The sequence below is a fragment of the Vibrio sp. B1FLJ16 genome (genome assembly GCF_905175385.1).
In the GTDB taxonomy this organism is placed as follows: Bacteria; Pseudomonadota; Gammaproteobacteria; order Enterobacterales; family Vibrionaceae; genus Vibrio.
Genome location: NZ_HG992749.1, coordinates 667,580 through 691,167 on the forward strand (window position 1 = coordinate 667,580; position 23,588 = coordinate 691,167).

Here is a 23,588-nt window from a genome sequence, read left to right on the forward strand (position 1 = left end):
ATATTATCTTATTGATAATGTTAACTTTAGTTTTATTGGTGATCATTTTACTGATTTGGCTTTTTTTCGCTTTATAATTCCAGACACCATCCATATAAATAAAGCGGCTGCAATTACCCAGACAAAGTACTTGTACTGACGATATAAATGATCGAGCGAGTTTATGTTCTCGAACACATAATTGGTCAGTAAGCTGAATACCAATACCCAGATGGTTGAGGCGAGTGCATTACCGAGTAAGAATTCTCTGCGCGGCATTTTGGCTACCCCGCATGCTAACGGCATAAACTGTTTCATACCTTCAATAAAACGACTGACAACCAGACAGGCCGGGCCGTATTTTTGGATGGCGTACTGAAGTTTGGCTATTCTCGGTCCTGATATGTAGCCTTTTTTATCTAACCAGCCTTCAAAGTAATAACCGATCAGGTAGCCACAGGTGTTGCCGGAAAAGCAGCTCAACCAAGATAAAATCATTACTGTACTTAGATTCATCACTTGGTCGGTAGAGAGGATAGAGGCGGCGATCAGTAAAGACTGGCCAGGCATAGGGATCCCTACACCTTCAAGAAAAATGCTCACCACCAGCGCAAGGTAACCGTACTGCTCAAGCAGGGGTTTCATGGAATTGAGTAGCTCGTTAATGATTTCCAATAGTAAAAATCCGCTTTTCTGTCCCGAACACCTGAGATATCTGTGTCCTGACAGAGTGGTTAGAATAATGCCTGACAAGCTATCGCCAGCTTTATTCTCGGCTGACGATAGTTCGATAGTTCGATAGTTCGATAGTTTGTTACTACTCTTTTACTTTGGTAAAACCGCCGTACAAATCGAGACGGCGGTGGCGCAGGTTGGTCACTGAGCCTTCCGTGTTGAGCTGCTTAAGCTTAGTTAAATCGACATCCGCGAAAATGATCATTTCGGTGTTCGCGCTCGCTTCTGTCAGTGTTGCATCGTGCGGGAAGTAAATATCAGAAGGTGAGAAGACCGCAGATTGCGCATACTGAATGTCGACATTGTCTACGCGGGGCAGGTTACCGACACTGCCGCCAATTGCCACATAACATTCGTTTTCTATAGCGCGGGACTGCGAACAAATTCGCACCCGCTGATAGCCGTTTTTGGTATCGGTCCAGAACGGCACAAACACGATTTGAGCGCCTTGTTCGGCAAGCATTCTGCCCAGCTCCGGAAACTCGCTGTCGTAACAAATGAGTATCCCGACCTTACCTGCGTCAGTTTCAAATACCTGTACGCTGTCACCCCCGTCGATTACCCAGTCTTTTTGTTCATGCGGCGTGATGTGAACTTTGTATTGGGCGTTGATCTGCCCGTCACGCTGTAATAAGTAAGCGACGTTGTAGAGCTTTTCATCTTCGATGACCGGCATACTTCCAGCGATGATGTTGATGTTGTAGGTCACCGCCATCTGTGAGAAGCGGTTTTTGATCTCTGCAGAGAAACTGGCAAGAAAGCGTATTGCCTCTACGGAGTTCTGATCTCTTTGCAGTCCCATCAGCGGAGCGTTAAAGAACTCAGGGAAGAGGGCAAAATCGGCTTTGTAATTAGCCAGAGACGAGACAAAAAACTCAGCCTGGTCAAGTAAGTCTTCCAAATCGTTCATAGCTCGCATTTGCCATTGCACCACACCAATACGGATCAGGGTTTTCTCAACATCGTGGACTGACTGAATATCTTCCTCATAGAAAAAGTTATCCCATTCAAGTAGCGTCGCGTAGCCCATGGACGCATCGTCCTCCGGCAGATAACCACGCATAATACGCTTTACATCAAAATCGTTGGCCAGTTGGAATGACAGAATCGGATCGTGCAGCTCACGTCGCTTAACTTTATCGATGTACTCGGCAACGCTTAATTCATCCGCGTATTTATGGTAATTAGGAATGCGTCCACCGGCTAATATCGCTTTAAAGTTTTTACTGCGACACAACTCTTTACGCGCATCATACAGACGACGCCCTAAGCGCAATCCGCGATAATCCGGGTGCACAAACACATCAAGCCCGTACATGGCATCGCCAGTGACTTTGTTTTGAATGACGTTGTTTTCAGTGATGATGTCGCTGTAAAGGTGAGGGAGTGAGATTCGATTGTAATCGACTTTCATAGTCAGCGCAGCGCCGACTATCTTACCGTTATCCTCAATACAAATTTGTCCGTCGGGGAACTGATGTATGAGATCCATGATGGTCAGACGCGGCCAAGAGCCTCCCACATCAGGAAATATCAGCTCCATGAGTTCCGCGAGTTCTGGGTAATCTGTCGGCTCAATGGTACGTAAAGAGAGTTTGGGCGAGTTAGTGTCCATATTCTACTATCCATTTATCCTTTCTAAACAGTATGGATGAGAATGCCATATACACCCAACCACGACTAACGGTGGCGGTATGGAAATAGAACCAGATTTACTATGCGTTGTGCGGTAACTTATGTTTCAGCCACTGGGAAAACAGGGACACTTTTCTGGAGTTCAAACGATAAGTCGGAGTAATCACATAATAGCCATATCCGCTCCGCAGAGTCATGTTATCTATATGTTTAATATCCCCGCGTTGGATAGCAAACTGCGCCATAAAATCAGGCAGCAGGGCAAGTCCTTTCTCCATTCTTACTGCTTCGTAAGCCAGATAAAAATGCTCAAATCCGACCGTATGATACGTGATCGGGTTATTTAATGCGTGATCAGCTTTGAACTGCTCCCAAAGCTGGGGGCGGGTAGTTTGCGGGATAAACGGATAATCGCACACAGCTTGTTTGTTTTTCAGCGATGGAGTGCTTGCGCTGCCCACAAGCAGTAACGTTTCTTCACACAGTAACTGACTGTATTCATGTTGATTCGATAGTGGCAGGCACCTTACGCTGATATCGCTGTCATTGTTGATGTTCTTGATGGGACCATCACCGGTACGAATTTTAACTCGTATATTCGGGTGTTGCTGGTGGAAGTCGTCGATGTTGGGCACTAACCATAAACTGGCGAAAGAAGGCGTAACATCGACTATTAACAGTTCTTGTTCAGTATTTTGCTGAATAAGGCTGGCGGTTGCATGCTGAATGATCTCCAGCGCTTCTGTTACTTTTGGTAAATACCGCTTTCCTTCTTCAGTGAGTTCTATCCCATTAAGTTCACGCCTTATCAATGGCAAGCCTACAAGTTGTTCCAATGATGCGATTTGCTTGCTTACCGCTCCCTGAGTGACACACAGATCATTTGCTGCTTTAGAAAAGCTCAGGTGACTGGCCACGGCGACAAACGTTCTCAACGCTCGTATAGAAGGGTACTCACTGCCTTTTCTCATTTACTCAGTTCCATTGAGTCGGTATTACTCACAGCGTAGAAGATTTGTCTGTTGAAGCAAAACGTTCTTTTTGAATTCTGGTGTATCTCAGATATGAGAGTTGCTTATCTTTCGGACTTTTCTGACATATGAAATAGGGGGCTTTTATAGCAGTAACAAATAGCTAAATGTTACTTTCTGGTCCGATTTGTTTTTTTATTTTTATATTTTGGTGCCTTTTTGCACTGTTTTATTGGTAAGGCTTTGTCATGTCAAAAGTTATCCTGGTGGTCGATGATTCAGAGACCATCCGCCACGTGGTGGCTTCAGCATTGAGAGAACATGGCTTTAGCGTTCTTGAAGCAGAGGATGGTGTGGATGCACTTTCACATTGCAACGGGCAAAAAATACACCTGGTGATCTCTGATCTCAACATGCCGAATATGGATGGTATTGGCTTTGTGCGTGAGATGAAAACGCGCCAAGGCTACAGGTTCACACCCGTTATTATTCTCACGACAGAAAACAGTGCAGAGAAAAGAGCAGAAGGTAAATCTGCGGGAGCAGCAGGGTGGATGGTAAAACCTTTCGATGCAGCCAGGGTGCTGTCTGCAGTTAACAAACTGATTCTGGCATAAGGAAGACGCATGCCAGTTCATCTTTCTCAACTTGCTGATTTTTGTATCGCCGAATGTACGGGCGAGATGACGGTCGAGAACATAGCGCAAATCCAGTCACAATTTGAAGCGCTGATTTGCGGTGATGCGACCAATATTATGGTTGATGTCAGCCAGGTGACGGATTTCGATTCATCGGCACTTCAGTTTTTACTGTGGTTAAAATCTCATTTGGCTGGGCACTATCAACTGCAGTTTATCGTGGCGGAAAACGCGGTTGTCAGCCGTGTACTGAGTCTCTATCAGTTATCTGAGCAGATGGTTTCTATTCATGACTCTTCAGAGGAGGAGCTATGAGTATGGATCATGTGAAACAGATATTTATCTCTGAAGCACAAGAGCAGCTTGATGTGATGGAGCAGTGCCTGCTGGATGTGGAGTCCGGTGACGTCGGCATTGATCAATATATCGATGCAATTTTCCGTTCAGCCCATACGGTCAAAGGTTCTGCGGGCTTATTCGGCTATGAAAATATTGTCAGTTTTGCTCATCGCATGGAGAGCGTGCTGGCAGAAGTCCGTACCGGCGTATTGCGAATTGATAAGGCACTGGCAGAGACACTGCTTGACAGTCACAGCTATCTTAAATTGCTGATTGGAGCAGTTTCCTCCCCTGAAAATGCTCCACAGTCAGAACTGGGAAAACGGTTAGAACAGGATCTGCAAAGCTATTTACCAAACACGGATATCGCTGAACAACAAGCGGTAGATATTGTTGTACCACAGCAGGAACCTGAGACCTGGCTTATACATGTGATTTATAGCGAAGAGGTTTTTCGTGACGGTATGGATCCGGCTTCGCAGCTTAACTATCTGGGCACATTAGGTGAAGTAGTCAAGGTTGAGATTCAGCCACGCTTTCCGCACTGGCAAGAGTATCAGGCAGAGGTTTGTTATCTCACTTTAGTGATTGAATTTCTCACTGCTGCTGCGCAAGACGAAATCGAAGATGTATTCGAGTTCATTCGTGATACCAGCCAGGTATCGGTAGTGAAGAAAGAAGAAGCGCGCGGTGCTAAGTTTCATCTTGATAATCTTGAGCCGGGTTTGAACGAGTCAGAGCTGTCAATTGAGCATGGCGAGACAACAGCCGAAGATGAACAGAAAGGTCCGATTGATAATCAGTACCTTAAGGTAGATGCAGGAAAGCTCGATCATTTGATCAATCTTGTCGGTGAGCTAATCACATCCAATGCTACCAATGAGATGTTGGCCGAAGAGTTAAACAACGAGCCGTTGATGGAGTCGCTGAGTCAGACTGCACAGCTGGTGGAAAAGATCCGTGATGACGCACTAGGTTTACGTCTGGTGAAAATGAAAGACACGTTTCATCGGCTTAAGCGAATTGTCCGTGATGTTGCCAAAGACCAGGGTAAAGACGTTCAGCTTCATATTACCGGAGCGGATACGGAGCTTGATAAGACCATTGTGGACAGGTTGATTGATCCTCTTATGCACCTGGTCAGAAATGCCATCGATCACGGAATCGAAAGCCGGGCTGTGCGCCTGCGTAACGGTAAAAACGAGCGCGGAAATATAAGTATTCGCGCTTATCACGAGTCAGGTACTTTCATTATCGAAATTGACGATGACGGTGCAGGTATTAACCAGTCCAGGCTTGTCGAAAAGGCGATAGACGCTGGCATAATAACGCTTGAGCAGCCGTTATCGGGCGATGAAATCAACCAGTTGATTTTTGCGCCGGGCTTATCCACGGCAGAAACCGTTACGACGGTTTCCGGCCGGGGCGTCGGTATGGATGTGGTGAAACGGGATATCGAAAACTTACGCGGTCAGATCAAGGTAATGTCTGCGGCCGGTAGAGGGACGCATTTCAAAATCCGTTTACCGTTGACCCTGGCGATTATCGACGGTTTTGAAGTGATGGTAGGGGATACTCACTTAGTTATCCCTTCTAACTTAATTCGGGGCTGTCTGCCGTTTGATGCGAAGGCAATGAGCGCTGAACACGACATCTTAGATTTACGCGGGGAAATCGTGCCTTTTTTGCGAATGAACGATTTTCTCAATATCCAGTTTGATCCTGCAGCACGAAAAAATATGGTGATTGTGCAGTTTGGGTCGCAGAAAGCAGGGATTTTAGTCGAAGAGTTGCGTGGAGAAATCCAGGCGGTTGTGAAGCCACTTAATGCCATTTTCCGTGCCCTTAAAGGGGTTGGCGGAAGCACAATTTTACGGGCGGGCGATATTGGTTTCATCCTTGATATACCTCAGCTTATTCAGGTTGCCGCCAACAAAGAGTCGGCTTACTTACAGTCTCACAGAGACGGCCAGTTAATAAGGGATGAAAATGATTGAACTGATGCGCGAACTGGATTTGCCCGTTCATGATCAGGATTGTCAGCAGTACTTAACTTTCAAGTTAAGAGAAGATAACTACGGGATGAGCATTGACAGTGTCAAAGAGATCATTCCGTACGGTAACGTCACTGCTGTGCCACTTATGCCGGGTTTTGTTATGGGTGTGCTTAATCTGCGCGGCGATGTGGTTCCGATTATTGATCTCTCACTGCGCTTTGGTAAGGCTGAGACGGAGATCAAACCGCGCAGCTGTATTGTGATTCTGGACATTAATTTTAACCAGGAAACGGTACTGCTGGGGTTTGTTGTTGACTCGGTAACAGAGGTTGTTGATATCCATGAACAACAGATCGAGCAGCCACCCACATTTGGTACGAAAATTAATAGCGAATTTATTCATGGGATTATCAATGTCGCGGGAGATTTGTTCATTTTATTACAGGGCGATCAAGTTCTGTCCGTCGATGAAATGATGAGCTTAATTAAAAACGTGATTGAAAAATCGGTCATGGGTAGAGTTTAAAATGTTAAATAAAGTGATGTTTAAAAAGATGACGCTGGTGTCACGCTTATACTTATTGACTGGCGTATTAGTTGCGATGTTAGGTATTAACGGCATGTTCGCCAACAAAGCGTTGGATGAGGATATCGACGTTATGCGTAGCATTTATGTCGACCGTTTAGTGGCTGCCCATGAAGTCCGTAAAGCGTCAGATCGCTTGCGTATCGATATTATTCAATCAGTGCTAGATGTTTTGCAAAACAAGCTCAGTTTTACAGATGGAACTAAAAAACTGGATGACACAATTCAAATATCAGCGGCTAACTGGCAAGCTTACCTTGCGACGAAACTGGCTCCTGAAGAGCGGGCTCTGGTTGAAGAAACCAAACCAGTATCAAAGCAGGCTAGAGATGCTATTGATGAACTGCGCGTGATTTTAGTCAATCAGGATATGGATGCGCTACGCGAATACCAACATGACTTGCTAGCCAGTGTCGATGCACTGAGAAGCCAATACAATAAGATTATTGAACTGCAGCTGGTATTGGCAGAAGGTGAATACAAACAAGCTATTGCCAGTTCTGAGCGTTCAAAAGACATTAATTTAGTGAGTCTGATACTGAGTCTTTTGTTTGCATTTTTTATTTCAATACAAGTATCGCGCAGCATTATTCGTCAACTGGGTGGTGAGCCAGAAGACGTTAAAGATATTCTGGAAAAAGTCGCAAGTGGTGACCTGACAGTCGATATCCGGACATCACCGAAAGATACCAGTAGTGTGCTGTATATGCTGAAAGACATGCTCAAACAACATACACATATGATCCAAAGTATTTTGTCTTCTGCAAAAAAACTGAACGAAGCTTCTCAACAGGTTAATTCTACTTCTCTTTCTCTAAGCCAGGCGGTTTCAGAGCAGGCAGCAAGTGCCGAGCAAACCTCCGCATCAATGGAAGAGATAGCAGCGTCAATCAATCAGAACGATGCACATGCGTCACTAACGGACGAAATTGCCAATAAAACAGCTTGTTCAGCAATTAAAGGTGGTGAGGCGGTAAGTCAAACCGTTGAGGCGATGCATAAGATTGCCGAGAAAGTACACATCATTGATGAAATCGCCTACCAGACTAACTTACTGGCGCTCAATGCTGCCATTGAAGCGGGCAGAGCTGGCGAGCATGGTCGCGGGTTTGCCGTGGTGGCATCTGAAGTGCGTAAGCTGGCGGTCCGCAGTCAAAGTGCAGCTAAAGAAATTGGTGAAATGGCAACCGTGTCTGTGAAACAGGCGGAACTTACTAGTCAGTTGCTTGAAGATATTGTGCCGTCTATCCAGCATACGGCTGACCTAGTACAAGAAATTGCGGCGGCGAGTAAGGAACAGTCAACGGGTACGGAAGAGGTTAATGGTGCAATTAATCAGATTACGTTTACGACCCAGCAAAATGCAGTAGCAGCTGAAACCCTGGCGTCGACTTCACAGCAACTCGCTGCTCAAGCTGTAGAGATGCGAGAGCTGATGAAATTTTTCAAAATTAATGTTAGCGATTACTTTGTTCAGTCCGGCTCTAGTGCTCTTTCTCAGCCAGAAGTAAGCCAACCGGTAAAGGATGTGACTAACCGTAAAGAAGATTTTAACTTCGAGTCGTTTTGATTGTTGATGCTATGAACTCGAACGAAGTGTTGTTTAACGATGTTGAATGTAAGCAAATTCGCTCTTGGTTATTGATTAAGAGTGGTATTTACCTGGATGAAAAACGTAATTCATTGGTCAGCCATCGTTTACATAAGCGTATGTCTGAACTCAAACTGATTAGTTTTGAGGAGTATGCCCAGCGGGTGACCAATGATTGTGAAGAGCAGCAGATTGCACTGAATCTGTTAACGACCAATGAGACTTACTTTTTCCGGGAACCTAAACATTTTGAGTTTATCGCTAACCATCTGGTTCCGGAGTTTGCCGAATTAACAAGCGTTAACGTATGGAGTGCGGCCTCGTCCAGCGGTGAAGAAGTGTATTCAATTGCGATGTTGTTCGGTGAGCTGCTACCTGAAAGCAACTGGCATATTTTAGGTACCGATATTAATACCGAGATGCTTAGGCTAGCAAAGTGGGCTTCTTATGAGTTGACACCGAAAAACAACATCTCAGATCGTTATCTAAAACAGTACTGTCTGAAAGGTGTCGGTGATAGTGAAGGGCTATTCAAAATTAAAGATGAGTTGAAACAGCGAGTGAGTTTTAAACATCACAACTTGCTTAATAAACCAATCCATAACAAAGAGAAATTTGATCTTATTTTATTGCGTAATGTGCTGATTTATTTTCAGTTGTCCGACCGGAAAAAAGTTGTCAAAAACGTCATTGAGCAAATGCGCTCTGGTGGATGGTTAATAGTAGGGCACTCGGAAAATATTCATGGCTTTGATGAGCGATTAGTGCATATACAAGCTGGGTGTTACCAGTTCAGGCCATGAAAGCATCGAAAAAAATAAAAGTGTTCATCGTTGATGATTCTGCGGTGGTAAGACAGCTTCTTCAGGATATTTTTTCTGAAACGCCGGATATAGAAGTGAGTGGAGTAGCATCTGACCCGCTGTTTGCAATAGAGAAAATGCGCGGTAACTGGCCAGATGTTTTCATTTTAGACGTAGAAATGCCACGCATGGATGGCATTAGCTTTCTGAAAAAAATCATGGCTTCGCGACCTACGCCAGTGGTTATTTGCTCTTCCTTTTCGTCAAAAGGTGCAGAAACCACCCTGGAAGCGTTAGCAGCCGGTGCGGTTTCTTATGTTACTAAGCCAAAAATTGGCTTGAAAGGATTTTTAGAAACTAGTCAGCACCAGATTGCAGAGTCGGTGAGAGTAGCCGCCAGTTCGAAAATTAAAAGTGTCTATCGCCGAAAAAAAGTAAAACTACCGCTGAAAGTCAGCACGCTGTCACAAGCTGAAAGGTGTGAAAAAACCGCTAACAAAGTGGTAGCTATCGGCTGTTCGACGGGCGGTACCGGTGCGTTGGAAAGCATTCTTTCCGGCTTAACGCCCGACTGTCCGGGTATGGTGATCGTGCAGCACATGCCAGAGAAATTTACTGCTGCTTTTGCTGACAGGCTTAATAGTCGATGTCAGATAGAAGTGAAAGAAGCAACGAATGGTGATCGCGTAAGACAAGGTCTCGCTTTGATTGCTCCGGGGGGCAAGCATATGTCTTTGGTCAAACGCGATGATTCCTATGTTGTGAAGGTTAAACCAGGACCTGCGGTGAACCGCCACTGCCCTTCGGTAGATGTGCTGTTCAACTCTGTAGCCAAATGCTGCGATGTAAATGCAGCCGGCTTTATTTTAACGGGTATGGGTAGTGACGGAGCGAAAGGAATGAAATCCATGTTCGATTCCGGATGTACCACCTATGCTCAAAACGAAGATTCGTGTGTGGTCTTTGGTATGCCCAGGGAGGCGATAAAAAAGGGTGGCGTAAAATATACGATCAGCCTTGATGATGTCGCGGATGCCATTTTTCAGCACAACGAAAATTAGAGAATGAATAATGATTAACTACACTGACGTGACTGTTCTGATTGTTGATGATAGTGCAAGTCAACGTGAGTATATGGCGCAAAAATGTCGTGATATAGGCGCTTGCAAGATCACGACTGCTGAAGACGGGCGTCGAGCACTGGAACTTATCGCAGAGCATGAGAAAGGATTCGATATTTTGATCTGCGATTTGGAAATGCCGGGTTTAGATGGTATTGAGCTGATCCAAATTTTGGGTACGCAAAAAAGCCGTTCGGGTCTGATCATTGTTAGTGGCCACGAAAAGTCGTTGATCACGGCGGCGAAAGTAATGGCTCAAGATGAAGGCTTGCAGGTGCTTGGCACCATGCAAAAGCCGATTCCAGAAAAACGCTTAAAGGCAATTTTCCGTTTGCATCGTATGCAAAAGAACAAAGAGATATCGCTTGCAGTTAAACGAAAAAGAGAAAAACTGATTAGCGTTGAGGAAGCTCAAGATGCAATCAGTAATAACAGGCTTGTTCTGCACTATCAGCCAAAGATCGACATGCAGCATCTGGTCTTATCTGGTGTTGAAGCTTTAGTTCGTCTGCGCAGTGAAGACGGCACAATTATCTATCCAAACCGGTTTATTTCGGTGATGGAGCATAATAACTTGGTGGATGAACTGAGCTATGAGGTTATCCATCAGGCGATAGTGCAGCATAGCCGCTGGTGCGCGAAAGGCATGAATATTAATATCTCAATCAATATCTCGGCGGTTTCGTTTGAAAATGAAGATTTCTGCCAGCGAGTGATGACACTGATCAGAAAGAGTGGCACGAGTGCACAGAGCTTAACTTTTGAAGTCACGGAGACCGCCGTTGTTAAGAACTTAGGCAGAGCACTTGCGGTATTGGCTCGATTAAAGCTGTTTGGGTGTAAGTTATCGATTGATGATTACGGCACCGGATACTCTTCGGTTAAACAGTTATCAAATATTCCGTTTGATGAACTGAAGATCGACCGCAGTTTAATTGACGGTATTACACGTAGCCGACAACTACAGATTATTTTCGACAGCACTTTGTTGATGTGTAACAAACTAGGCTTATCTGTCGTGGCCGAAGGGATTGAAAAGAAAACTGACTGGGATTATCTGCAACGTAAAGGCTGTCATGTGTGTCAGGGCTTTTTTGTCTCGAGACCATTGTCTGAACCAGACTTTAATCAATGGTATAGCAATAACTTCTAAATAGCCCGCGTACCCCCCAACTATCTAGAACTCTATTTTAAAGTTAAAAACAGATATTGAATAAAAAAGACCACGTTAAGGTGGTCTTTTGTGTAAACGCAGTGTCCAGGAGGACGCCCGATATGATTTTTAGTCGAATGTCACGCTAGAGATGCTTGAACAGTTACCGCTTGATTGATCACATACTTGGTAAGAGTACATACCGTAAGCATTGCTCGCTAACGTGTCAGTGTAAGAACCATCATTACTGGTAGTAGAAATGATCGTACCGTTACGGTAAACATCGACTTTACGCGCAGTGGCGTTAACCCATTCCAAGTTGACGTTGTACCCTTTTTTACCCGTTGATGTTGAGGTAGCCAGTTCAATGAATCCTGCAGTCTGTTCATCACAGCCATTGGCCAGCAAATACTCGTGCGCATCGGCAATTTTAACAATTCCGTAGCCGAAGTAGTTGTCCCGGCCTGTAGCACCAGCATCAAACGCGGTTTGTTTCAATGCATCACGGATTTGGGTACCTGTACAAGTTTGGTGATTTGACCAAAGCAGAGCCGCCATACCCGCTACGCCTGGTGTCGCCATTGATGTACCGCTCATTAAGCCGTAATCAGAGCTGTCAATCTCAATTGCTACGTTGCTGGCTGATTGAAGTAGATTGCGATCACTTAACGCTACCCCAACAGCGGGAATGGATGATGTCGTTGTCTCGCCCAAGGTGCCATTCAACATGCCATCAACGTTGTTTACAATGACGGCACCCAGACCACCAGAACCCTCACAGTTCATCACTTTTTCATCAAAGGATATGACACCGCGATCGATGAGACAGATTTTTCCGTTGGCTTGTGTATCGACAGCATCGCCCAATCCCATGTAATGAACAGCACCGGATGCATAGCCCTGGCTTGAGTAGGTCATGCCTGATGATGCGATAACTTGCTCACCAACCGTTACTACGGAAGTTGATGCCATATCCGCTGGGTAAGTTGATAAAGTATTAACACCGCCTGCGGTTACTTCAACACAAGTTGAATCAATGATTTCTTGGTTGTTTTTGCCTTTTTTACCGCTGTATACGATGGTACATTCCGGGAACTGAGAGAACGCTGCAATTTGATCATTATTGTCGTTCGCACCAACCATCATTACCGATTGGTAACCAGCTGGGTAGCTAAGGACATCATTACCATCGTTGCCGGCTGCTGCGAGAACTAAGCCGCCATTGTTGGTAAAGGCTTTGAACGCATTTTCTTCTGCTGTTGTCGGAGCGCCACCACCCAGACTCATATTGATGATGTTTGCCCCAGCATCAGTACATTTTTCTGCTGCGTATGCGAGGTCTGAAGAATAACCCCAGCCGTCAGCGTTAAAGACTTTAACGATATGCATTGGTACGCCCGGAGCCATACCAATAATGCCATAGCCATTGTCTGCTGCTCCAATGGTACCTGCGACGTGCGTTCCGTGTGGACCGCCGTTTTCATCCCAGTTGCCTGTGCCAGAGTCGTTATCACCGGTAATATTTGTCCAATCAAAGTCACTATTTGAACGGTCTAAACCTGAGTCAATAACACATACTTTGATAAAGTCGTTTGGTTGTAAATTCAGTTGATCCGCTTGTGATTGATAGACTGCGTAAGGGGTTAACTGTTTCTCACGCGCGTCACCAATATCGTCACTATAGCTAAGCAGTTTACGCTTTGCGTCTTCTTCGATAAGTTGGATATGTGGGTTGTTTAGCAGTCCTTTTACGGTTGCTAAGTCCTTGCCTGTGAAGGTTGCCGCAAAGAACTCTTGCCCTTCAATGTTGATATCTGCACCTAGCTTTTTGGCTAGGTTTTTAACTACGCCTTTGTTTGCGCTGTCTACCTGAATGATGTAACGGTCATCTGCTGCATGTGCACCAAACGATAAGCAAATGCCCATCGCAATCAGCGATTTATTTAAAATTTTCATAATCATCCCTAAAGAGAGTAGTATCCAGTGATCCGCTGGATATTCAATAAAAGTGGTTTGGAGTGTATCTTTTGAAAAGGTGGCTATCGATTTGGCAGCCACCTTTTTGCTTCGCTGGAAGTTAATCCGTCAGGTGTTCACAGCGGCCAAATTCCGCGCCAGATTTCACCTTATTAACTAATCCATTTGGGAAGCCGGTCTTAACCGAAGCGCCGTTTTCACAAACGTATACGTGAGACATATCTACGTGGAAAGCGACCGAGTAACCTGCAACGCCACCTGTCATCTTCGATCCGGCGCCAGACAGAGACATAGGGTTATCCATGTAGGCGTTTTGTGCCTCTAGAACACCTTGTTTCTTGTAGAACTCATCTAGTTTCATCCAGCCTAGGTCTTTGATATAGATAGCGCCCACAAAGCCAGTACGTATGTCACCTGCGCGGCCGATAATTACATCACCGTTGTCGCTCATGTCAGCAGGCATTAAACCAGTGTACTTACCTATCGCTGCATGAACCCAGTCAACTCCTCGTGTCTCACAGAAGTTACTTCCTAGCATGACCAGTGGTACATCGTTACACCATTCCAGGCCGCCAATATCAGTAAATGCAGCCTCGCCTTCTTGAGTGTGATCCCACAGCAGAACGTTACCGTTTCTGGTTTGTAATGCGACTTGCTTGCCGTCATAAGAAGATGCGTACGCGCCCATCGCACCAGCGACGTCATAAAGGTTAATCATTTCGCCTTCGTTTACCCAAGCGACTGCTTTGTAGCCACCAAGTGCACCCATTACAACTTCGCCGTTTCCTGAAACTGCATGTGCACGAGCCCAGGCGGTATTTGACCAATCCACACTACTGGTATCGAGTTCACGCATACCTTCTTTTGATGTCCAGATGAATGGAACTACGTCACCTGTAAAGTAAGTAGTGCAAGTGCCGTTTTCATCTGCATCTTTATAGGCTGTACCAACGACAGTGTTACCAGAAGCATCAATATCCCAGCCTGTTGCCGACGATTTACCTTGTTCGCTAGAACCACCACAGGTGTTACCCGTTAGGTCGCCTAGAGGCATTACACCGTTTGCTTCGGTCCAAATTGCAGGTGCGTTTACGCCATTTCGATCATGATCCGAGTTGACCAGAAGCTTAGTACCATTGGCGCTCATTTGAGCCGAGCCAGTATGTATATAGTCCGGAAGAATCTTAAAGCCTTTCTTTTCATCCCAAACAAAAGGTCTGCTACCTGCCATTCCTATCGAAGACTTACCATTTTTTGCCAGGTCACTCAGATGAGCGAAGACAACTTGTTTGAAATTGATACCGTCCTGATAGCCGTTGAACACTAAATCAGCCTGTTTGGTTTGACCTGCTTGCGCAACAATTGGAGTTGCTTCACACGGGTCATCAGAGGCAGGGTCACTGCTTTCGTTGTCATTCCAGTATTCCTGGACAGAAAGGATTTCTGAAGTCGCCGTCGGATATGCGCCACTGTTGATTTCTTCGGTGTAAAGCACGTAGCTTGCACCCGGAGTCAGGCCATTAATTTTGAAGTAGCCATCAGGCCCTACTTTGCCTTGAGTCAGGTTACCGGATTGTGCTGATACAGCATCAAACAGAGGATCATCGATATTACGTGCAATGATGTTTACACCGCTGTATTCGGTTGAACCGTCTTTTAAACGAAGCGTGCCTTCTATCGACCCAAACTGATTCAGGTAAGATTGTGTTGGATACAGGTTAGAAATAGCGACACGGTCATCTGTTACGTTAACTGTGCTTTGTGCGACCGCACCAGCGCCGTGGTGACCGATAAATGGGTACATTGTTTCAATAATTTCTGGGTCTGCGCGGTTAATCTCACCTGAATACCAGTTGCCTGTATCATGTGCATGTACCGCTTCTACGTCACATCCTTTCACACCGGGAAAGATTGGTGTAGAGGGATTACTTTTATAAGCAATGTGGCCATTAGTCTGAGAGTGGGACATGTTGATCGCGTGCCCGATTTCATGCGCAAACACGCCCGCGATCTGCAAACCTGCATTGTCATTTGCGTATACGTTCCAGCCGTTGATAACGGCAGTTGCTTCGATAATCACGTTGTTACCGTCTGCAATTTCCGGGAAGGCGATGCCTAATACGGATTGTTTAGATACACCAAAGACATTTTCTAGGATGCTGCCATCGGTATCGTAAAGCATCCAGAAGCCGTAGCCATTCTGCTGAGTATAAAATTGCAGCGCATTAGAGCCGTCTACGTCAGCAATCCCTGTCTGTTCCTCAATTGTACCGGCTACATTAGCTTCAAAGGTTGAAGTCTTAACATTATTCCACTGGCTGAAAGCAAGTTGGGTAATTTGCTGAGCTCGCTCAATTGGTAAAAATATTGAGTCATCGTAGTCATAAGTAAATGCTTCGCCACCATCGACATAGACTGGAATTGAACCATTAGACGTGTCCCAAACGAATGGGGTAGGGTTACCATCTTCAGTCGTATAGAGTGGTCCGCCTGCTTGAACTGCGTTGGCAGAGAGTAGAGCGGCAATCGCAATTGTTAATGTATTATGTTTCATTATTTCATCTTCCCATTGCTGATCCATTGCTCTGAGACTGCTTTACCCAACAGACTCATGAAAGCCGGTGCGTTGTATGCGCCATGAGTGTCCACCATTGTCTGTTCTGACTGCGTAAGCGTACCTTCTGCAAACTCCAAGTTGTCGAAAATGCCTTGGTTATTGAACTCATTGACTACTTTGCCACCCTGGATAACGAACTTGCCGTTAGCCAGACCCGCAGTTGAACGCAGGCCAGTCAGTGACGCTGCTTTATGCATGAACACTACAACGACTTCTTCCTGATGCCAGCGGGGAAAACCTTCTGGCGTTAACGCTAGCATCTGGTTGCCACTTGGCAGAGTACGAGGTTTAAGTAAGCCAAACTGACGAAATGTATATTCAGAACCTTCAGCATGATTCCCCAAAGCGGTTTCGCCGACTTTAATGGTGACTTCCGTGTATGGAAGGCCTTGCTCGGAAATACCGTCGGTGACGCTTTGAACCTGGCCTGAAATAATGCTTTCAGAATCAGCAATGAGTTGTTTTAGGTTTTGCGATTGGAGTTGGGCTGCCTGTGCGACAGGTGCCAGCAGCGTAAAAGCTGACAGTAACACAGCCATCTTTGAACTGAGTTTCATTAGTTATCCTTGACTATTTTTAGCAATTTGTTCAGGTAGATCCTCTACCATCAAATCACAATAACTAATGGCTCTTAATTCCGACATCAGGGAATCCCTGATTTTTAAAAAATGTATTTCCAGCGTAAAAATCTTTACACAGTGATTATATATGGGAGTGAACAAGGGGCAATTTCGGGCTACATATAGACCTGTAGTCTGTATCTAATTGTTTTTATTTATGGATTACATATGGGGGAGTTTTATTCCGGATAAATGGCTTTTTAATAGAAGGAGCTTAGCTAAATATTACCGTTCACCCCAGAGTTGACCTTAATTCCAGAAAGCAATTAGGGTGAGTTGTTATAAAATTCCGAAAATTGATTGTATTTTATTGGCTGGTGGTTTTATTTTCTGAAAGTACTCTTTGATTTGAAATGGTAAGTCGAAAGTTGGTTGATATTTAGAGTATCTGTCTGAGTTTTTATCAGAGTCAATGCTATTTATTTAAGTTGATATAAAAAAGCAATGGTGTTATTCAAATATGAATGAACACATTAAAGGAATAATGTGTCATGACTATTACCTTTACATTTTGTAAGTGTACTTGTGTACTAGTTTTGTGTTGCGAGTGGGGTGTTGCTATAGCAATGGTTCTACAAATCGGGGAAGAGCCACATGGATTGTGCAAATTATGAAGATCCGTATAAATGGATACGGTTTCTTAATCAGAAACTACAAAACAGTAAGGAAGAAGAAAGAGCAAGTATATCCAGGGAGTTACATGATGATCTAGGGCAGATATTAACTGCTATACAAATTAACTTACAGCTGCATAAAAAAGAGAATTGTAGTAATAGCTGTGAAGTAGATAACTCCATTGATTTAATTGAAGATGTTATCGAGAGGGTTCGTCATAAATCAGCCGAACTCAGGCCTGGTATTATCAGTGAACTGTGCTTTATTGATGCAATAAAACGACTTCTCGAAAAAATGTCATCGCCATTAAAAAATAAAATAGGCTTTACATCGAAGGGGAACTTCCCTGATGTGAGTCAACAATTGAAAATTGACTTATTCAGAATAATTCAGGAAGCCGTAAACAACGCCATCCGCCATGCCAATGCGAGTACTATCTTCGTTAATCTGGAATTTAACAAAGATACCATCACTGTTGATATTACTGATGACGGCACAGGGTTTGAAATTTCTACGATACAAAGCAAAGTGAATACTAATCTGCACCTAGGTTTACTAGGTATGGAGGAGAGAGCGATGTGTCATAATGGAAAATTCAGCGTCGAATCACAGGTGAATACGGGAACAAGAATTTTGGCTGAATTAAAATATGATATATAAGAGCAAAGTATTTATTGTTGATGATCATGACATAGTCAGAGCGGGTATTTGCAGTATTTTAAAAACACAACCAAGTGTTGAAGTAATTGCTGAGAGCAGTACTGGGTTAAATTTGATCCCTAACCTGAAAAAACTCAAACCAGATTTGCTTATTCTGGATGTGTCGATTCAAGGGATCAATGGAATAGAGCTAGTTGGTATTATTCGAAAACATAAAATCCCTGTTAATATCCTGATGTTATCAATGCACAAAAATATTGAGTATATTGCAAGATGTCTAAAAAATGGTGCGCAAGGTTACCTGCTCAAAGAATCCGCCGTTGAGGAGCTAGAGTTGGCGATTGCTTCGATTATGAGCGGGGGTAATTATATTAGCCAAAAAATCGATAAGCTCATGCTCAATGAGTTACTGGCTAAAACAGAAGGTGCCGCACCTCTGGATTTACTCACCAGCAGGCAAAGACAGATTCTCCAATTGATTGTTGAGGGTTACTCAACAAATAAAATTGCAGACGACACTTGCATTAGCATCAAAACGGTTGAGACGCATCGCTCTAACATTATGAAAAAACTGAATATATCTGATATTCCTAACCTCGTTAGATTTGCCATAGAGAATAAACTATTGGTGACAACGACTTAATAATTCAAAAATAAACGACGAAAGGGTGTTACTGATGTCGACACTGCCAATTATCGGTGAAGGATATATCGGTCTCCCTTTAGTTCAGTTGGCACAAAAACGATAATTAAAAAGTAAAAAAAGGGCGGTAACTCTAAGAGTTATCGCCCTTTCTTTTACTTCCCCCCGGTATAACCAGCAGTACACTGAGGTTTATGCTTCGGTTTCTCATCTAGCCCTCTTCCACAATGGATGGATAAGTGTTTTAATTTTGTTGCTTTTTTGTTAATTTTAAGATGCAGAGTAAGGAGATGGAAGATGTTGGTTAAACAATTAATTTACCTATGGCTAATTGTTGCTCCATTTTCATCTATAGCTGAAGTTGTCATCATTACTTCTTTTCCTGAGCAATTTTATTCGCACGTTTACCAGCAGTTTAAACATGAAAACCCCAATAATGACCTCCGTTTTATCAATAAGAAAACACCAGCACTGATTGCGCATTTAATGCAGAAGAGGCAACCTGAGCCGGATTTAGTCTGGGTGTCATCATCAGATGCGATGGCACTCTTACAGCGGATGGGATATATCCAAAAACCGGTAACGTTCGCATGGTCTGAGTTTGGATTTTTTTGGCATGAGAATGTGCTGGCATCCTATCATTTACCGCGGCCTGAAGGCTGGAAAACACTGCTTTTACCTGAGTTTGAAGGTAAAGTCGCACTTAGCGCTCCTTCACGTTCTGGCACCAACCACATTGTGATAGAGCTAATACTGCAAGAGTATGGCTGGCAAAGAGGCTGGGAAATGATTGCGCAGTTAAGCGGAAACCTGGCTACGATCACTGCGCGCAGCTTTGGTGTTCGACAAGGAATCATCAAACAACGCTTTGCCGTTGCCCCCGTAGTGGACTTCTTTTATAAAAACGCCAGAGATGAAGGCGAGAATGTGGGGTATAGCGCTTTGCCCAATGCGCCCCTTGTTCCTGCACAAGTCGCGCTGAGTCAGTTTTCTCAACAGACTAAACTCGCGCAAGAATTCATCAACTTCTTACTTGGAGAAAGCGGACAACAGCTGTTGTCTTCACCATCGCTGAATCGCTTGTCGCTGAAGCAGGCGCAGAGTAAGGACAATACCCGCTTACAGAATGCTTTCAATGAACAGCTGTCGGCTGAGCGATACCATGTAGTCAATCGACTTTTTGATGCTTTTGTGACAGAACGTTTAGCATTGCTGCAGATGTTTTGGCATGTCTGGCACGACTTAAACAATCTCGAACTGACTCAAGCTCAACGTAAAGAGTTACAAGATATTTATCAAGAAGTGACACAGATTCCCATTGATGAATCCGTAGCGAGAGACCCAACCCTAAACCAAGAGCTGAGCCCCAACAATCGTTACAGTAATTTTTATCAAAGAATTACCACTCAATGGCAAAAGGAACTTACTCAGAGTTTGCACCTTGCCATTGAAAACTTAGAACGTTTGAACCTAGATGTCGCTAGGGAAGAACCGTGATGAAAAAACGACATAGTATTGCAACCAAGATCTTCCTTCTGTTTGCTTTGTCCGGAAGCATTGCTGGTGGGGCCGTGCTGATGAACTTTTTCACTTTTTATCAGGTGGCGGATAGCGTAGAAGTCACAGTGCATGAGCACTTACCTGTTTTGACCTCTGCTGCAAAAATTGCGCATATTGGCGGCATGATCACGACTGATGCATCAAAATTGGCTTCGGCAGATTCGGTTGTGGCGTTGACTCGAGCGCATACTAGCTTAAAGAAAAGTTTACCGATTCTCAGCGAGTTATCTCGATCTGGTTTAACCGACAATCAGCGCAGTGAATTATTGGTATTGGTAGAGTCTCTAGAGACCAATATTGCGAATCTTTTCGCTAATAGCCAAGAAAAGCTCAGACTACGAGAACGTCAGGATAAGCTCAGGCAACAACTCTATTGGCTACAAGTTGATTTTGTTGATGAAGTCGCGCCGCTTACTTCTGAAAGCCAATACAACTTATCGCAATTAGTGTTGGGCTTTAAAGGTAGTCAGACATTGAGCGATAATGAGCTCGATAGGCTTGCTACCGAAGCCAATATTCAGGCTCAGTTACTCAAGTTTGAGTCAGATGTGAATTTGGTTTTTGATTTGCTGCAACGTGTTCCGCTGCTTAGTTCGCGCAATGATGTGTTAGCGGCACAAAGTATAATTGATGAGAACATGCACGCCATTGAGGTGCAAATTTCGGTGTTAAAGAGTAACCCGAGTACGATTACGTTGCGGCAAATGGCAAAGGGGCTTGAAGAACACATTAGTGGCTCGGAGAATACTCTGGATCGTAGTCTGCGTGTACTGGTACTCAATGAGCAAAACCAGGCGCTACTCGAAGACAACCGCCAGCTTATCCAACACATCAAGGGCAATATTGACCAAGCCATTGTTGATGCAGAGAGCGCGAATCGCAGAACAACCGCTGAGTTAACCGAAACTTTAGCTCAAAGCCGAGCACAATTGGCGCTCGCTTTACTCGGAATTTTGACAATTTCTATCTCAATGGCTTGGTATCTTAAATATCATCTTTTGCTTCGCTTAGCTTATGTCTTGCGTAGTATGCGGTATCTGGCAGCAGGCGAGCCGCAGAGCATGATACATGTTTCTGGTAAAGACGAAGTGTCGTCTCTCGCAGATGCTACCAATTTATTCAACTATCAGTCGCAGGAGCTTCGTCGTTATACCAAAACGCTAGAAGAAACGAACCAACAACTGGTGGTGGAAATTCAGCAGCGCAAACGAGCAGAGCAGACGCTGAAAGACACTCAGGATGAGCTGATACAAGCAGGAAAATTGGCGGTGCTTGGTCAGCTAACTACGGGGATCGTGCATGAGTTCAGTCAGCCTTTGGCCGCCATTCGTTCTAATAGTTACTTAGCCGAGCAATACCTGACAAGCAATGATGTAATTAAGGCTGGAGACAAGCTAACTAAAATTAACAACATCACTGATCGTGCCACGAAACTTTGTCAGCACTTAAAATCTTTTGCGCGCAAAACGGATGATGATAACCAAAGTGTTGCTCTAAGGCCTGTCATTGAAAACGCTTTGGAGCTATTTACTGAGAAGATCCCCTCTTCTTGGGTTGAATTGGATATCGATGATTCACTGCAAGTGATGGCTAACGAAGTGCGCCTAGAGCAAGTGATAGTAAATTTACTCAGTAACAGTATTGAAGCACTCGATCAGACCGAAGGCGAAGTTGCACCTAAGATTACTATCTCTGCTTCTCTGAGAGGAGATGAGGTCAAGATCAAGGTGGTTGATAATGGCTGTGGCATAGAGAAGTTTCAGCTAAAAGATATATTTGAACCATTTTTTACCACAAAGGATGTGGGGAAAGGGCTAGGACTCGGCATGTCTATCACTCACAACATCATTCAGGACTTTGGTGGAAGTATCCACGTTACGTCGCAAGTTAACCAAGGAACGGAGGTGACGCTATGTCTCAAGCATCCATCATTCTCGTTGAAGACGATAAAGAACTTAGAGAAAGCTTAAGTGAAATCCTTGAATTGAATGGATTTAATGTCAATGCTTTCCCGTCAGCAGATAAGGCTCTTCCATGCATCAATTATGGCTGCGACACGACGATTGTTTCGGATATTCGTATGCCGAACATGGACGGGATCACGTTTCTTGAGCACATTCGCCAAGTGGATGAAGACATCCCGGTGATTCTGATTTCAGGTCATGCCGATATTGAAACGGCACTGCAGTGCATCAAATTGGGAGCATTCGACTTTGTTGAAAAGCCATTAAGGCCAGAGCATTTACTCGGGCTGGTGAAGAAAGCGAGTCAACACCGCCAACTGACATTAGAAAATCGCCGCTTAAAACAGAGCTCGAACCGACAAATTTCACTCGATGAAGTGTTACTTGGTCAGTCTGAGCCGATGATTAAGCTCAAGCAGCGTCTGATTACTCTGGCTAACGCAGACGTTAACATTGTGATTAATGGTGAAACCGGAACAGGTAAGGAGAAGATTGCTCGTACCTTACATGCTCAGTCTGAACGAAAAGATAAACCATTTGTAGCGATTAACTGTGGTGCGATGCCTGAAAACCTAATTGAATCGGAGTTGTTTGGCCATGAGCAAGGCAGCTTTACCGGTGCGGTCAAAAAGCGCATTGGTAAAATTGAATATGCGTCGGGCGGAACACTGTTTCTTGATGAAATTGAGAGCATGCCGCTTTCAGCGCAGATCCGTTTGCTGCGGGTGATTCAAGAAGGAGAGCTGGAACGTGTCGGTAGTAACCAACTGGTTAAAGTGGACTTAAAAGTGTTGTCTGCATCGAAAGAAGACTTATTGGCACTGTCGCAAAAAGGCGGCTTTCGTCAGGATCTGTACTATCGATTGAATGTCGCTAGTTTAGATATCCCACCACTAAGAGAAAGGAAAGATGACATTCCTTTGCTGCTCAGCCATTTTATTCATGAGTCAGAACTTCGATTAGGTAAAAAAGCATTGCCACTTTCCCCGATTCATTTTCATCAGTTAATGACTCACAATTGGCCGGGTAACGTGAGAGAGTTAATGAATGAAGCCGATCGGGTCACACTGGGAATCTCTGACTTTATTAATGTCAGTACCAAACCAGAATGTACTAGCCTCGCTCATCAGTTGGCGCAGTTTGAATTACAGGTATTGCATAATGCCCTCGCACGATATTCAGGGCATATTGGTGATACAGCCGAACATTTGGATATCCCGAGAAAAAACCTATACCTGAGAATGAAAAAGTATGGGTTAAAACGTGAGGAATATGCGAAAGAAGATGAATATTATGAGTAGGTCACTTTTGACCTACTAAAATGTTGGATTAGTCTTGCTTTGACCTAACGAATGTTGCGTCTTAAGTTTAAGCCTATGAATTA

Annotated in this window: 19 protein-coding genes; 13 read left to right on the plus strand and 6 right to left on the minus strand. The window is 44.3% G+C overall.

The window, feature by feature from the left end:
- Nucleotides 1–42: 42 nt before the first annotated feature.
- From KHN79_RS03030 to KHN79_RS03040, 3 genes are all read right to left on the minus strand, one after another.
- Nucleotides 43–624 carry a DedA family protein gene (locus KHN79_RS03030; RefSeq protein WP_182010473.1) on the minus strand — a complete coding sequence of 194 codons (582 nt, stop codon included), beginning with the start codon at nucleotides 622–624 and terminating at the stop codon, nucleotides 43–45.
- Nucleotides 625–796: 172 nt separating this feature from the next.
- On the minus strand, nucleotides 797–2,329 hold the full coding sequence (locus KHN79_RS03035) for a bifunctional GNAT family N-acetyltransferase/carbon-nitrogen hydrolase family protein (RefSeq protein ID WP_182010379.1): 1,533 nt from the start codon (nucleotides 2,327–2,329) through the stop codon (nucleotides 797–799).
- Between the two features lie 100 nt (nucleotides 2,330–2,429).
- On the minus strand, nucleotides 2,430–3,320 hold the full coding sequence (locus KHN79_RS03040; protein ID WP_182010380.1) for a LysR family transcriptional regulator: 891 nt from the start codon (nucleotides 3,318–3,320) through the stop codon (nucleotides 2,430–2,432).
- A 248-nt stretch (nucleotides 3,321–3,568) separates the two neighbouring features.
- On the opposite strand from KHN79_RS03040, the gene KHN79_RS03045 reads away from it, so the two are divergent.
- The 8 genes from KHN79_RS03045 to KHN79_RS03080 are packed head-to-tail and all read left to right on the plus strand — an operon-like array spanning nucleotide 3,569 to nucleotide 11,548.
- Complete coding sequence (locus KHN79_RS03045) at nucleotides 3,569–3,937, plus strand: response regulator (protein ID WP_182010381.1); 369 nt, start codon at nucleotides 3,569–3,571, stop codon at nucleotides 3,935–3,937.
- Between the two features lie 9 nt (nucleotides 3,938–3,946).
- On the plus strand, nucleotides 3,947–4,273 hold the full coding sequence (locus KHN79_RS03050) for an STAS domain-containing protein (RefSeq protein WP_182010382.1): 327 nt from the start codon (nucleotides 3,947–3,949) through the stop codon (nucleotides 4,271–4,273).
- On the plus strand, nucleotides 4,270–6,294 hold the full coding sequence (locus KHN79_RS03055; protein WP_182010383.1) for a chemotaxis protein CheA: 2,025 nt from the start codon (nucleotides 4,270–4,272) through the stop codon (nucleotides 6,292–6,294). The genes KHN79_RS03050 and KHN79_RS03055 overlap by 4 nt, the downstream gene beginning before the upstream one ends.
- Nucleotides 6,287–6,820 carry a chemotaxis protein CheW gene (locus KHN79_RS03060; RefSeq protein ID WP_211907264.1) on the plus strand — a complete coding sequence of 178 codons (534 nt, stop codon included), beginning with the start codon at nucleotides 6,287–6,289 and terminating at the stop codon, nucleotides 6,818–6,820. The genes KHN79_RS03055 and KHN79_RS03060 overlap by 8 nt, the downstream gene beginning before the upstream one ends.
- Before the next feature lies 1 nt (nucleotide 6,821).
- Nucleotides 6,822–8,450, plus strand: coding sequence for a methyl-accepting chemotaxis protein (locus tag KHN79_RS03065; RefSeq protein WP_182010385.1), 1,629 nt, complete (start codon nucleotides 6,822–6,824; stop codon nucleotides 8,448–8,450).
- 11 nt (nucleotides 8,451–8,461) lie between these two features.
- On the plus strand, nucleotides 8,462–9,274 hold the full coding sequence (locus tag KHN79_RS03070; protein WP_182010386.1) for a protein-glutamate O-methyltransferase CheR: 813 nt from the start codon (nucleotides 8,462–8,464) through the stop codon (nucleotides 9,272–9,274).
- Nucleotides 9,271–10,335, plus strand: a complete 1,065-nt coding sequence (locus KHN79_RS03075) for a chemotaxis response regulator protein-glutamate methylesterase (protein ID WP_182010387.1) — start codon at nucleotides 9,271–9,273, stop codon at nucleotides 10,333–10,335. The genes KHN79_RS03070 and KHN79_RS03075 overlap by 4 nt, the downstream gene beginning before the upstream one ends.
- A 10-nt stretch (nucleotides 10,336–10,345) precedes the next feature.
- A complete protein-coding gene (locus tag KHN79_RS03080; protein ID WP_182010388.1) occupies nucleotides 10,346–11,548 on the plus strand; it encodes an EAL domain-containing response regulator in 1,203 nt (400 codons plus the stop codon).
- 129 nt (nucleotides 11,549–11,677) lie between these two features.
- On the opposite strand, the gene KHN79_RS03085 is transcribed toward KHN79_RS03080, so the two are convergent.
- The 3 genes from KHN79_RS03085 to KHN79_RS03095 form a co-directional block, all read right to left on the minus strand.
- Nucleotides 11,678–13,504: a S8 family serine peptidase gene (locus KHN79_RS03085; protein WP_182010389.1), complete on the minus strand. Its 1,827-nt coding sequence runs from the start codon at nucleotides 13,502–13,504 to the stop codon at nucleotides 11,678–11,680.
- 121 nt (nucleotides 13,505–13,625) lie between these two features.
- Nucleotides 13,626–16,079: a hypothetical protein gene (locus KHN79_RS03090; RefSeq protein WP_182010390.1), complete on the minus strand. Its 2,454-nt coding sequence runs from the start codon at nucleotides 16,077–16,079 to the stop codon at nucleotides 13,626–13,628.
- Nucleotides 16,079–16,699 (minus strand): hypothetical protein, encoded by a 621-nt coding sequence (locus KHN79_RS03095; protein WP_182010391.1) that lies wholly within the window; start codon nucleotides 16,697–16,699, stop codon nucleotides 16,079–16,081. The genes KHN79_RS03090 and KHN79_RS03095 overlap by 1 nt, the downstream gene beginning before the upstream one ends.
- Before the next feature lie 657 nt (nucleotides 16,700–17,356).
- On the opposite strand from KHN79_RS03095, the gene KHN79_RS03100 reads away from it, so the two are divergent.
- The 5 genes from KHN79_RS03100 (at nucleotide 17,357) to KHN79_RS03120 (ending at nucleotide 23,505) form a co-directional block, all read left to right on the plus strand.
- Complete coding sequence (locus KHN79_RS03100; RefSeq protein WP_182010392.1) at nucleotides 17,357–18,037, plus strand: sensor histidine kinase; 681 nt, start codon at nucleotides 17,357–17,359, stop codon at nucleotides 18,035–18,037.
- Nucleotides 18,027–18,680, plus strand: a complete 654-nt coding sequence (locus KHN79_RS03105) for a response regulator transcription factor (RefSeq protein WP_182010393.1) — start codon at nucleotides 18,027–18,029, stop codon at nucleotides 18,678–18,680. The genes KHN79_RS03100 and KHN79_RS03105 overlap by 11 nt, the downstream gene beginning before the upstream one ends.
- A gap of 297 nt (nucleotides 18,681–18,977) precedes the next feature.
- Complete coding sequence (locus KHN79_RS03110; RefSeq protein ID WP_182010394.1) at nucleotides 18,978–20,177, plus strand: extracellular solute-binding protein; 1,200 nt, start codon at nucleotides 18,978–18,980, stop codon at nucleotides 20,175–20,177.
- Nucleotides 20,177–22,210, plus strand: coding sequence for an ATP-binding protein (locus KHN79_RS03115; RefSeq protein ID WP_182010395.1), 2,034 nt, complete (start codon nucleotides 20,177–20,179; stop codon nucleotides 22,208–22,210). The genes KHN79_RS03110 and KHN79_RS03115 overlap by 1 nt, the downstream gene beginning before the upstream one ends.
- Nucleotides 22,153–23,505 (plus strand): sigma-54 dependent transcriptional regulator, encoded by a 1,353-nt coding sequence (locus tag KHN79_RS03120; protein WP_182010396.1) that lies wholly within the window; start codon nucleotides 22,153–22,155, stop codon nucleotides 23,503–23,505. The genes KHN79_RS03115 and KHN79_RS03120 overlap by 58 nt, the downstream gene beginning before the upstream one ends.
- The last annotated feature ends 83 nt before the right edge of the window (nucleotides 23,506–23,588 follow it).